General features: G+C 65.6%; 11 protein-coding genes. 10 read left to right on the top strand and 1 reads right to left on the bottom strand.

Annotation, left to right across the window (positions count from 1 at the left end):
* Entirely contained in the window at positions 1-753 is a 753-nt protein-coding gene (locus dqs_RS16875; protein WP_011767007.1) for an N-acyl amino acid synthase FeeM domain-containing protein, read from the bottom strand.
* 345 nt (positions 754-1098) lie between these two features.
* Here dqs_RS16875 and dqs_RS16870 point away from each other — a divergent pair, with 345 nt between their 5' ends.
* The 10 genes from dqs_RS16870 (at position 1099) to dqs_RS16825 (ending at position 12685) form a co-directional block, all read left to right on the top strand.
* A complete protein-coding gene (locus dqs_RS16870) occupies positions 1099-1620 on the top strand; it encodes an XrtA/PEP-CTERM system exopolysaccharide export protein (RefSeq protein ID WP_050976151.1) in 522 nt (173 codons plus the stop codon).
* A 78-nt stretch (positions 1621-1698) separates the two neighbouring features.
* Positions 1699-3243, top strand: coding sequence for an XrtA system polysaccharide chain length determinant (locus tag dqs_RS16865; RefSeq protein ID WP_065341213.1), 1545 nt, complete (start codon positions 1699-1701; stop codon positions 3241-3243).
* Positions 3244-3256: 13 nt separating this feature from the next.
* Positions 3257-4198 carry an XrtA-associated tyrosine autokinase gene (locus dqs_RS16860; RefSeq protein WP_011767004.1) on the top strand — a complete coding sequence of 314 codons (942 nt, stop codon included), beginning with the start codon at positions 3257-3259 and terminating at the stop codon, positions 4196-4198.
* A gap of 19 nt (positions 4199-4217) precedes the next feature.
* Positions 4218-5735: a TIGR03016 family PEP-CTERM system-associated outer membrane protein gene (locus dqs_RS16855; protein ID WP_169823523.1), complete on the top strand. Its 1518-nt coding sequence runs from the start codon at positions 4218-4220 to the stop codon at positions 5733-5735.
* A gap of 12 nt (positions 5736-5747) precedes the next feature.
* A complete protein-coding gene (locus tag dqs_RS16850; RefSeq protein ID WP_011767002.1) occupies positions 5748-6821 on the top strand; it encodes an XrtA/PEP-CTERM system-associated ATPase in 1074 nt (357 codons plus the stop codon).
* Entirely contained in the window at positions 6818-7975 is a 1158-nt protein-coding gene (gene wecB, locus dqs_RS16845) for a non-hydrolyzing UDP-N-acetylglucosamine 2-epimerase (RefSeq protein ID WP_065341211.1), read from the top strand. The genes dqs_RS16850 and wecB overlap by 4 nt, the downstream gene beginning before the upstream one ends.
* A complete protein-coding gene (locus tag dqs_RS16840) occupies positions 7975-8835 on the top strand; it encodes an XrtA system polysaccharide deacetylase (RefSeq protein ID WP_011767000.1) in 861 nt (286 codons plus the stop codon). Before wecB ends, dqs_RS16840 begins: the two co-directional genes overlap by 1 nt.
* Positions 8836-8860: 25 nt before the next feature.
* Positions 8861-9907: a FemAB family XrtA/PEP-CTERM system-associated protein gene (locus dqs_RS16835; protein ID WP_065341210.1), complete on the top strand. Its 1047-nt coding sequence runs from the start codon at positions 8861-8863 to the stop codon at positions 9905-9907.
* A 55-nt stretch (positions 9908-9962) separates the two neighbouring features.
* Entirely contained in the window at positions 9963-11513 is a 1551-nt protein-coding gene (xrtA, locus tag dqs_RS16830; protein WP_157108210.1) for an exosortase A, read from the top strand.
* Positions 11510-12685: a TIGR03088 family PEP-CTERM/XrtA system glycosyltransferase gene (locus dqs_RS16825; RefSeq protein WP_065341208.1), complete on the top strand. Its 1176-nt coding sequence runs from the start codon at positions 11510-11512 to the stop codon at positions 12683-12685. The genes xrtA and dqs_RS16825 overlap by 4 nt, the downstream gene beginning before the upstream one ends.
* Positions 12686-12690 lie beyond the last annotated feature (5 nt).

Raw genomic sequence — 12690 nt, 5'->3', positions numbered from 1 at the left:
TCAGCCCAGCACGAGCTGATTCTGGAGCAGGGTCAGTTCGCTGGGCGGGGCGAACAGCCGGTACAGGCTGCGGATGCCGTCGTCGCGTTGGCCCGCAAACTGATCGACCAGTTCGTCGACATCCTGCTGCGACATGTGCATGAGTACCGCGGGGGCGCCGACCCGCGGACAGATCCGCTCCGGGCCCACCACTTCGTAGCCCAGCATGCGCCGGTAGAAGCCGGCGTGCCGCGGATGGACCTCGATGAACAGATCGGTCATGCGGTAGACCATGCGGGCAAGCACGTAAACGATTTGAAACATCGAAGCCATGACCTCAGGGGAACTATGTTCCGGGTCCATGGCGAGGCGGGTCACTTCACAAGAGCGGCTGCCCGCCCGGCGGAAGCTGTCGATTTCCCGGCCGTACAAGGTGTCCGCCATCAATCCTCGATCCGAGTCGAGGCCGAGCGTAAGCGTCGCGAACAGGTGGTCGCCCTTGCACGCGACGAGCGTCGTCCTGCTGTCGCTTTGCTCGATCTCCGGATGATAGGTGCGGAGACCGCGCGACGAATACATGCGGTCGATCAACTGCCGGATGCCCAGTTTGAGCGATTCGACGCCGTCGCCGATGCGAATGTGGTAACCCTCGCGAATCAGCGCGAAATTGCTGTTCAAGCGGGCCGGTGTTGCATGGCGAGCCACACGGGAAGATGTGTCGCGATGCTGCGCTCTCGGAAGGGAGGCGCGGTCGTGGGCAGCATTGAAAGTCATGCGCGAAGCCATCCTTGTCATTTTTGGGGCCCGGGCGGAGCGCACCCCGAGCGGAACCGGCCGACAGGCGTGCATATATGTTTCGGCCAATGGGTCGGCAATCTATCGCAAGCAGGATGGGCAGCCTGTAAGAGTTTGTGTATTTGTTCCTTCGGCTCTCGCCGATATCTTCGTAGCATGAAAAAATGCGCCGAGGCGTATCATTGCCGTCTTCCAGAAACAGGGGTGTTCTCGATCATGAGCGATAAAGCATCGACGATTTGGGCCGGAGTCCGCGCGTTGGGTTTGGTGTTTGGCGTGCTCGGCGGGCTCGCCGGCTGTGCTTCCTCTTATCCTCCAGCCCCCATGTCGGCGGCGGATTCCGACTACAACTACGTCATCGGGCCGGGTGACAGCGTCAACATCGTGGTGTGGCGCAACCCCGAGCTGTCGATGAATGTTCCGGTGCGCCCGGACGGCAAGATCACCACGCCGCTGGTCGAGGACCTGCCCGCGCTGGGCAAGGATGCCTCCACGCTGGCCCGGGATATCGAGAAGGAACTGTCCAAGTTCATCCGCGAACCGGTGGTCACTGTCATCGTGTCGCAATTCGTCGGCCCGTACAGTGAGCAGATCCGGGTCGTGGGCGAGGCGGGCAAGCCGCAGGTGCTGGCCTACAAGCAGAAGATGACCCTGCTCGACGTGATGATCGCCGTGGGCGGCATGACCGAGTTTGCCGATGGCAACGGTGCCACCATCCTGCGCACGGCCGAAGGCAACAAGCAGTACAGCGTGCGCATCAAGGATCTCGTCAAGCGCGGCGACGTTTCGGCCAACGTCGAGATGCGTCCGGGCGACGTCCTCATCATTCCGCAGAGCTGGTTCTAAGCCGCGTCCCTGGGAGTTTTTACCTTTGCGCCACCAGCGCCAGCGGGTGGGGTGGCGCCGTGTCACCAGGACTGAATCATGGAAGAACTAGTAGGGCAGTTGGTCGGCTACCTGCGCGGCATGTGGCGCTTTCGGTGGTGGGGTCTGGCGTTGGCCTGGGTGGTGGGCATCGGTGGATGCATCGCGATCTACATGATGCCGGACAAGTACGAGTCGACCGCACGCGTGTTCGTGGATACCCAGTCCATCCTGCGTCCCTTGATGTCGGGCATCGCTGTCCAGCCTAACGTCGACCAGCAGGTGGCCATCCTCAGCCGCACGCTGATCAACCGACCCAACGTCGAGAAGCTGATCACGATGGCCGACCTCGACCTCGGCGTCCGTACTCAGGGGCAGCGGGAAGCGCTGATCAGCGAACTCACCAACGGCCTTCGTATCCGCGGAACCGGTCGCGATAACCTCTTTACGCTGGCTTATGCCGATACGCGGCCGGATCGCGCGCAGCGCATCGTGCAGTCGCTGGTGTCGCTGTTCGTGGAGTCGGGACTCGGGACCAAGCGCCAGGATACCGACAGCGCCCGGCGCTTCATCGAGGACCAGATCCGGAACTACGAGGAAAAGCTCACCGAGGCGGAGAACCGCATGAAGGAGTTCCGTCTCAAGAACATCGGGTTGCTGAGCGAGAACGGGCAGGACCACGTCGCGCAGATCTCGCAACTGGCGTCCCAACTCGATCAGGCCCGGCTGGAGCTTCGCGAGGCCGAGAACTCCCGTGACGCGCTGCGCGCCCAACTGGTGGGTGAGGAGCCCGTCCTGTTGCCGCAGACGCCGACGCCCTCGGCGGTATCCATTCCCGAAATCGACGGTCGCATCGACGCGCTCAAGCGCAATCTCGACGACATGATGCAGCGCTACACCGACCAGCATCCGGATGTGATCGGCGCCAAGCGGGTCATCGAGCAGCTTGAGAAGCAGAAGCTCGCCGAGATCGAGATGCGGCGCCAAGCCGGTCCCGGCGCCTTCGGCGCGCTCAACACCAATCCGGTCTTCCAGCAGATGAAGCTTGCGTTGGCCGAGTCGGAAGCCCGGGTGGCGTCCCTGCGCGCCCGCGTCGGCGAGTACGAGAGCCGTCTCGCCCAGGCGCGCGCCGCAAGCCGCCTGGTCCCGGAGCTGGAGGCCGAACTCGCGCAGCTGAACCGCGATTACGCGGTGCACAAGAGCAACTACGACAGCCTGGTTGCACGGCGCGAATCGGCAAATATCGCGGTGGAGATGGATGCGCAGTCGGCGATCGCGGAGTTCCGCCTGATCGACCCGCCCAGCCTGCCGTCCAAGCCCTCCGCGCCCAACCGCCTGCTGTTGATGCCGCTGGCCGGTCTTGCCGGTCTGCTTGCGGGCTTTGCGCTGACCTTCCTGATCAGCCAGTTCCGTCCTGCCTTCAGTGATGCGCGGATGTTGCGCGAGATCACCGGGCTTCCGGTCCTTGGCACCGTCTCCATGCTCGATACGCCGGAACGTGCGCGTACGCGCATGCGGGGGCTGGCGGCCTTTTCGGGGGGCGTGGTCGCCTTCGTCGGGGCCACCGGACTGGCCACGTTTGCGCTTCACCTGATCCAGCGGTAAAGCGGAGAGCACAATGAGCCTCATCGAAAAAGCCGTTGAACGACTCGACAAGCTGAAGCAGGCGGCGGGTGAGCCCGTCACCGCGCCACGCGCGCCTGCGCCCACTGCAGACGCCGCCGCGGAGGTCGACCGGATTCTTGCCGCGGAGGTTGTCGCGCCGGCTGTCGTCCCGGAGCCGGCCGCCCCAGTCGCCGGGCCGGCGTCGCGCACCATCGAGGTCGATCTCGCCCGTCTCGGAATGATGGGCATGGTGACGCCCGACCAGCCTCGTTCTCCCATCGCCGAAGAGTATCGGGTGATCAAGCGCCCCCTGCTGCGCAACGCGACGGCAAAGGGGCAGGCGGAGGTGAAGAACGGCAGCCTGATCATGGTGACGAGTGCAATGCCCGGGGAAGGGAAGTCGTTCACCGCGATCAACCTGGCAATCAGCATGGCCATGGAACTCGACTACACCGTGCTGCTGGTGGATGCCGACGTTTCGCGCCCCTCCGTCCTCAACCGTCTGGGCCTGCCGCCCGAGCGGGGGCTGATGGACGTGCTGACCGGCGAAGTGGCGGACCTTGGCGACGTTCTGCTGCGCACCAACATCGAAAAGCTGTCCATCCTTCCGGCCGGAATGCCGCACCAACGGGCGACCGAGCTGATCGCGTCCGAGAGCATGAATCGCCTGCTCGAGCAGATGGCCAATCGCTACTCGGATCGCATCATCGTGTTCGATTCGCCGCCGCTGCTCGTCACCACCGAAGCCCGCGTCCTTGCCGGCCACATGGGGCAGATCGTGGTCGTGGTGGAGGCGGAGCGGACGACCCGCGCGGTGCTGACCCAGGCGCTTTCCACCATCGAAAACTGCCCCATCAAGCTCATGGTGCTGAACAAGGCGCGCGAACGGGGCGCGGGTGGGTATTACGGCTACGGATACGGTTATGGCGCGGAAGCCCGTTCGGAAGCGGCCTGACGTGACGGCGCCGTGCCTCGTGCTCAGGCCGCTCGCGCTCGTGTTCGCGCTCGGATTTGTCAACGCGGCGCTCGCGCAGAACGTGACCGTCACGCCCTCGCTCGAGGCCCGGCTGAGCTGGACCGACAACGTCAATTCCGAAAGCAGCGGCGGCAAGAGTGACTGGCTCGCAGAAGTGTCGCCGGGTGTCACCATCACGCGTGCTACGGGGCGAATTCACGGCAACCTCACCGCGCGCTGGCGCAACGTCGCGCATACCAACGAGTCGGGCCGGAACGCGTCTTTCCTCACGCTGCAAGGGCAGGGTGAAGTGGAGGCGGTGGATGACCTGCTATTCATCAGCCTCAGTGCCGCCTCAAATCGCAACAATCGCTCGGCCTTTTCCGGGCGCAGCACGAACGACAGCCTGAACACCTCGAGCAACGACGAGACGCGCACCTGGTCCATCGCACCCCGACTCCAGTTCCACCTGGGAGAGGCCCGGGGCTCGGTCGGCTACTCGTCGCGCTGGCTCGACAGTGGCAGCGGAACCGTGGGGCGCCAGCGGCGCGGGGAATGGACTGCGCAGTTGTCCGATCCGTCCGCACTGAGCCTGTTCGGCTGGGGCGTCAACTACAGCCGCAGCGAATCGGACTATGGCAGCGATACCACCAGTTCCGGTGGACGCAAGGCGGGGCAGGAAAACGGCCGCGCCACGCTCTACATCAATGCAAGCCCGCAGTTCCGGCTGCGAGCCATCGGCGGCTACGAGTCCAACGACTACGAAAGCGGCAACGACGAGCGGGGAACCATCTGGGGCGGTGGCTTCGACTGGAACCCCACCGAGCGCACCACGATCTCCGCCACGTCGGAAAAACGGATGTTCGGGCGGGGCTACGACGTCAGCTTCAACCACCGCATGGCCCGGTCGAACTGGCATCTCAGCTTTTCCAAGGACTTGTCCTCCAGTCTGCAGGCCCTGTCGGTGGGTGGCCCGCCGACCCAGGAGGAGCTGTTGTGCGCCCAGTTGGCGAACGTCCTGTCGCAGGACCCGGCCGAGCGTCAGCAGATCTATCTGAGCTGCCTGAACGCCCTTGGCTTCGACCCCATCACGTCGCGGCGTACGGTGCTTACCAATGCCCAGTACGTCGATAAGCGGGCACAGGCCGGTTTTTCGCTCATCGGAACCCGCAACACGCTCGGTTTCACGCTCAGCCGCTCCGACCGTTCGCGCATCGGCGCCGGAGGCAGCTTGTCCAGTGAAGATGATTTCGCCAATACCGACAGGCTGATCACGACTGCGCTGTCCGCAAACCTGAATCACCACCTGTCGGCCCGGACCTCATTGACGGCCTCGGTGACGCGCTCGCGCTCCCAAGGGGCTACTGGAACCGGACTCGATACCCGCCGGCTGCTGGCCTCGGTCGGCTTGAGTACCGAACTCGGGCCGCACACCTATGGCGGCCTCACATATCGCTACCAGCGTTCGCAGGGCAGTACCGCAGGAAGCGATTTCACCGAGAACGCCGTCATCGCCAATATCGGCATGCGATTCTGAACCGGAGGCAGGATGTACGAGGCCTACTTCAAGCTGCGCAGCAAGCCGTTCCAGCTTAACCCGGATCCCGCGTTCTTCTTCGGCAGCCGCGGTCATCGTCGGGCGATGGCGTATCTCGAGTACGGGTTGCACCAAAGCGAGGGCTTCATCGTCATCACCGGCGAGATCGGCGCCGGCAAGACGACCATCGTCCGCAGCCTGCTCGAGCATCTCGACCCCGACAAGGTCATTGCCGCCAATCTCGTCAGCACCCGCATCGATGCCGACGACATCCTGCGCATGGTGGCCGCGGCGTTCGGCATTCCAAACCGCCATCTCGACAAGGCGGGGCTGCTGCTGGCGATCGAAACCTTTCTGGTAACCACGACCGCTGCCGGAAAGCGGGCCTTGCTGATTGTCGACGAAGCTCAGAACCTCAGCCCCGCCGCGGTGGAAGAGTTGCGCATGCTGTCCAACTTCCAGCTCGAAGACCACGCCTTGTTGCAGAGCTTCCTGGTCGGGCAGCCGGAGTTCCGCGACATCATGCAGGGCGCCGAGATGCAGCAATTGCGCCAGCGGGTCATCGCCTCGTATCACCTCGGGCCGCTAGACGCGGAGGAGACGCGCGCTTACGTCGAGCACCGGTTGCGTCACGTCGGCTGGGCCGACGACCCCATCTTCACCGCCGAAGCCTTTGCCCGCATCTATACCCAGTCGGGCGGCATTCCGCGCCGTATCAACAGCCTGTGCGACCGGCTTCTGCTCGCCGCCTACCTGGCGGAGCGCCACCAGATCGGCGAAGCCGATGTGCGCGAGGTGGTCGAAGAGTTGAAGGAAGAGTTCGCGGCGCCATCGCGCGTCCGCCTCGATCCGGATGAGGGCCACAACGGCACGCGACCGGCGATTGACAACGCGGCGCTGCAGCGTCTGTACGCGTCGCCCCAACTCGTGCAGGAGGTGGCTGGAATGGCGGCCTCCTACGATCTGCAACGCATCGAAACCCGTCTTGCAAACCTGGAGCAATCCATGTCGGCGACACTGGGCGTACTGACGCAGCTGTTGCAGGCCGTACAGCGCGAGCCGGTGAATGGAGAGGAAAGCCAATGAATGCGACCGCGACGCCCGTTGCGCCGATTGTCTGCGTGGTCGGCGCGCGGCCGAACTACATGAAGATCGCACCGATCATCCGGGCATTTGCGCAACACGCAACGCCACTGCCGACGCTGCTTGTGCACACCGGCCAGCACTACGACCCGGCGATGAAGGACCGCCTGTTCGCAGATCTCGAACTCCCGGATCCCGACGTCAACCTGGCCGTGGGCTCCGGTTCGCACGCGGTGCAGACCGCCGAAGTGATGAAGCGTTTCGAGCCGGTGCTCGATGAGCACGGCGCACGCGCAGTGCTGGTGGTTGGCGACGTGAATTCCACGCTGGCGTGCGCGCTGGTGGCCGCCAAGCGCCATATTCCTGTCGTCCACGTCGAATCCGGCTTGCGCAGCAACGACAGGAAAATGCCGGAGGAGATCAACCGCATCCTCACCGACCAGTTGTCGGACGTGTTGTACACCACCGAACGCAGCGCGCATGACAACCTGGCACGCGAAGGCATTGCCCCCGAACGGGCAGTGTTTGTCGGCAACGTGATGATCGACAGTCTGCTCGCGAGCAAGGCGAAGGCGGTGCCGCCCGCCGATTTGCTGGCTGCCGCAGGTCTTGATCCGGCCCGTATCCGGGACGGCTACGGCGTGGTCACGCTGCACCGCCCGTCCAATGTGGACCAGCCCGAAACACTGGGTCCCATCGTGGACGCGCTGCGGGAAATCGCAGCTCGCCTGCCTCTGGTGTTCGCGCTGCACCCGCGCACCCGTTCCAACCTGGAGCGCTTCGGTCTGGACAGTCGCCTGGATCATCCCGGCTTCCTGGTGCTGCCGCCCCAGGGTTACCTCGAAATGCTGGGGCTGATGGCCGGGGCCAAGCTGGTGCTGACCGATTCCGGCGGGATTCAGGAGGAGACCACGGCGCTCGGGGTGCCCTGCCTCACGATACGCGACAACACCGAACGTCCGATCACCGTCGAGCAGGGCACCAACACCCTGGTCGGAACCGACCCGAGCGCCATCCTCGACGCGGCCGCCGCCGTGCTGGATGGCGGCGGCAAGGGTGGGCGGGTGCCGGAGTTGTGGGACGGTCATACCGCGGAGCGCATCGCCGCCCACCTGGCGAACTGGCTCGCGGAACGCGAACAACGCGAGGCCAGCTGATGGACGCTGCCGAGGTTTCCCCGCGCGGAGAATTGACCAATGCGCTGACGATCGACGTCGAGGATTACTTCCAGGTGTCGGCGCTGGCGCCGCATTTCCCGCGTGAGCGATGGGATTCCGTGCCCTGCCGGGTGGAACGCAACGTCGACCTGATCCTCGGCCTGCTGGCCGAGCGGGAGGCGCGCGCGACCTTCTTTACCCTGGGCTGGGTCGCCGAGCGCTATCCGCAGCTGGTGCGCCGTATCTGCGCCGCAGGGCACGAACTTGCCAGTCATGGCTACGCTCACGAGCGGGCGAGCGCTCAGACACCGCAGGCTTTTCTTGCGGACATCGCGTTGGCGAAGAGTGTCCTGGAGGATATCGGCGGTGTCGCGGTGACTGGCTACCGTGCGCCAAGCTTCTCCATCGGCCTCGGTAACCCGTGGGCGCACGACGTCATCGCCGAAGCCGGTTATCGCTACAGTTCCAGCGTCTACCCGGTCAAGCACGACCACTACGGCATTCCCGACGCGCCGCGCTTCCCGTATCGACTGTCCAGCGGGTTGGTTGAAATTCCGGTCAGCACCATGCGCTGGCTGGGGCGCAACTGGCCGGCGGGCGGCGGCGGTTATTTCCGTCTGCTGCCGTATGCAGTATCCCGCTGGCAGATCGCGCGCGTGAATCGTGACGACCGCCGTCCGGCGATCTTCTATTTCCATCCTTGGGAGGTCGATCCGGCGCAGCCGCGCGTCAGCGAGGCATCGACCAAGACGCGGTTCCGCCACTACATCAACCTCGAACGTACCGAACACCGCTTGCGGCGCCTGCTGGGCGACTTCAGGTGGGGGCGTGCGGACGAAGTCTTTCGCGACGCCGCGTGAATTCGCGGCCTTTCCGAGTCTCGTCATGGACCGTCTGAGCACCACGATCAAGACCCTGGACGCGGCGGATGCGGCGCGTTGGGATGCGTTCGTCCTGCAGTGCCCGGAAGCCACCTTCTTCCATCTGTCCGCATGGAAGGGCGTGATCGAGGACGTCTTCCGCCACCGGACGTGGTTCCTGTACGCCGAACGGGCTGGGCAGATCGTCGGCGTGCTGCCGCTTGCCGAGGTCAAGAGCGTACTGTTCGGCCATGCCCTCACGTCGCTGCCGTTCTGCGTGTATGGCGGCGTGGCCGTCAGCGAGGGGAGCGGCGAAGCGGCCGCGCTGCTCGAGGCGGAGGCGGAGGCGCTGGCGCTGCGGCTTGGGGTCCAGCATCTCGAGTACCGCAACCTCACGGCGCGACACGAAGACTGGCCACGCCAGACCCTGTATGTCACGTTCCGCAAGCCCATCCTGCCGGGCGTCGAGGACAACATGCTGGCCATTCCGCGCAAGCAACGCGCCATGGTCCGCAAGGGCATCAAGAACGGACTGAGGGCGGATACCGACAGCACGGTGGACCGTTTTTTCGCCCTGTACGCCGATAACGTCTTGCGCCACGGCACGCCGGCGCTGCCCAGGCGCTTCTTCGCGGCGCTCAAGGAACGCTTCGGCGATGCGTGCGAAGTGCTCACCGTCAGCTCGCCCGAGGGGAAACCGCTCTCCAGCGTGCTCAGCTTCTATTTCCGCGACGAGGTGCTGCCGTATTACGCCGGTGACGACCTTGCCGCCCGCGACCTCGCCGCCAATGACTTCAAGTACTGGGAGCTGATGCGTCGCGCGTGCGAACGCGGCTGCAGGCTGTTCGACTACGGCCGCAGCAAGGTCGGCACCGGCCCCTACAGCTTCAAGAAGAACTGGGGTTTCGAGCCCCAGCCGCTGTCCTACGAGTACCGCCTGTACAAGCGCGCGGACGTTCCCCAGAACAACCCCATGAATCCCAAGTACCGTGCGTTCATCGCGCTGTGGAAGCGTCTGCCGCCCGGCGTGGCCAACGCGCTCGGGCCTCACATCGTCCGCAACCTGGGCTGAGCACCATGGGCCGGCGTATGAAGAAGGTGGACGAGGCAAGGATGGGAGCGGGCCTGTGAAACGCGACATCGCTGATCTGGCGGTCGCCACCCCCCCCTCGGGGGGGGCTGCGACCCCGCCCTCGGTAGCCCTGGTGTTCCTCGCCATCCTGGGCACCTTTGCCTGGACGCTCGGCTGGTTCGCGCCAACCGCGCTGGAGATCGGGTCCATCTGGCGCCGCTCCGATACCTATGCGCACGGGCTGATCGTGCTTCCGGTGTTCGTGGGGCTGGTCTGGCGCAACCGCCATCGCCTCGCCGGCCACGCCCTGCAGCCGAGGGCTGTGTGGGCGCTGGCGGCCGCGCTCGCGGGCGCCGGGTGGCTGCTGGGGCAGGTCGCGAGTGTTGCGGCCGCCACGCATTTCTTCCTGGTCGCACTGCTCGTCGCCACCCTTGCGGGCCTGCTCGGGCCGGCGTTGATGCGTCCGCTTCTGTTCCCGGTGCTGTTCCTGTTCTTCGGCGTGCCGATCGGCGACTTCATGTTGCCGACGCTGATGAGCTACACCGCGGACGTGACCGTGTGGGCGCTGCGCGTGAGCGGCATCCCGGTGTACCAGGAAGGCCTGCATTTCGTCGTGCCCAACGGGCGTTGGTCCGTCGTGGAAGCCTGCAGCGGCATTCGTTACCTGATCGCGTCGCTTACCGTCGGGGCGCTCTATGCCTATCTCAGCTACCGCAGCCTGAAACGCCGCCTGATGTTCATGCTGGTGGCGCTGCTGGTACCGATCGTTGCGAACTGGGCGCGGGCCTACATGATCGTGCTGCTGGGCTACCTGTCGGACAACCGCCTCGCCGCCGGCGTCGATCACCTGATCTACGGCTGGGTGTTCTTCGGGGTCGTCATCTTCCTGATGTTCGGTATCGGCAACCGTTGGCACGAGCCGGCCGCAGCGGTCGTCGCCGGGCCGGTCGTGCCCGCGCCGTCCTCCCCGCGGCGTTGGCTGGCACTGCTGCCGTTGCTTGCCGTGGCGCCGCTGTTCCACACAGCCGAAAGCGTTCTGACGCGGCCGGTAGCGCCTTTCGCATTGACCCTGACCCTGCCCCCGGCGGCTGAAGGCTGGTCGTCGGCCGCGGGCCGTGAAGGTGTGATCTACCGTCCCAGCTACAGCGGCCAGCGGGCTGAAGCGGTGGCGACCTATCGTCCGCCGCAGGGTCTGCCGGTGACGCTGTATGTGGCGGTTTTTGCCGATCAGGGCGAGGGGGCGGAGATGGTGACCTGGGGCAACGGGCTTGCGCAGCCCGGCTCGCACCAGGTTTTGGTCATGGAGCGCAGCCCCGCCGAAAGCGGCGGGCGCAGTTACCGCCGCGCTACCGTCAGCGCCGAAGGCGAACGCGTCCGTGTGTGGCAAACCTATCTCTTCGATGGCCGCAGCGTCACGAACGACATCGAACTCAAGCTCCGCCTGGCAGCCGCCCGGCTGTCGGGCCGCGCGGACCTCAGCGCGGTGGTGATCGCGATGGCGCCCGAAGGCGATGACAACGGCGCGGATGAAGCCATTGCGGCGCTGCTCGCGCAGTACCAGGACGGGATTGTCACCGCCATCCGCCAAGCGGAGCGCGCACGATGAACGATCGCCGCCCGCTGATCATGCATGTGGTGTACAGCTTCGATGTCGGCGGGCTCGAGAACGGGGTCGTCAACCTGATCAACCGGCTGCCCGAAGATGATTTCCGTCACAGCGTCGTCGCGCTGACCCGCTGCGCTCCGGCCTTTTGCGAACGCGTTACGCGCCGCGATGTGGACTTCATCTCGCTGCACAAGCCGCAGGGGCACGGCATCCAGCTCTATCCCGCGCTCTACCGGCTGTTCCGCACGCGTCGGCCGGCGGTGGTGCACACCCGCAACCTGGCCGCGCTGGAAGCGGTGGTGCCGGCTTGGGCCGCGCGGGTCCCGGTCCGCATTCATGGTGAGCACGGCTGGGACGCCTCCGATCCCGATGGACGCAGCCGCAAGTTCCAGTGGATGCGTCGGCTCTACACCCCTTTCGTCAGCCGCTACGTGGCCCTGTCCGGCCATCTGGAGCGTTATCTGCACGACGCGGTGGGTATTTCCCCGGCGCGCATCGAACGCATCTGCAACGGCGTCGATACGCGCCGCTTCCAGGTCGCTCGCCCCCGCGCCCTTATCGCCGGCGCACCCGTAGGGGCGGATGGCGAGATCGTGGTTGGCACGGTCGGCCGCCTGCAGACGGTCAAGGACCAGGTCAATCTCGTCCGGGCTTTTGCGCTCGCCTTGCAGCAGGCGCCGGACGTGACGGGAGCGCGCCTGGTGATTGCCGGCGATGGGCCCCAGCGCGCCCAGGTCGAGGCCGAGATCGCACGGAGCGGCATCGGCGAGCGGGTGTGGCTCGCCGGTGAGCGCAAGGATGTCCCGGATGTCATGCGGGGGCTGGACGTCTTCGTGTTACCGTCGCTTGCCGAGGGCATTTCGAACACCATCCTGGAAGCGATGGCCTGCGGGCTGCCGGTGCTGGCCACCGATGTAGGCGGCAATGCGGAGCTGGTCGCGGCCGGGGACACCGGAGAGCTGGTGCCGCCGGCCGACAGCCAGGCGATGGCCACTGCCTTGATCGCCTACCTGCGCGACCCGGCGCTGCGCCGGCGTCACGGCGATGCCGGACGGCGGCGCGCGGAAGCAGTGTTCAGCCTGGACGGCATGATCAACCGTTACCACGCCCTGTACGACAACCTGCTTGCGGCGGCCGGCCAGCCGCGCGAAGCCGTCGGCAACCCGACCTGACGAGA

The sequence above is a fragment of the Azoarcus olearius genome, assembly GCF_001682385.1.
Classification (GTDB): domain Bacteria; phylum Pseudomonadota; class Gammaproteobacteria; order Burkholderiales; family Rhodocyclaceae; genus Azoarcus; species Azoarcus olearius.
The sequence above is the reverse complement of the archived record's forward strand: the minus strand, read 5'-3'. Positions and strand labels throughout refer to the sequence as shown.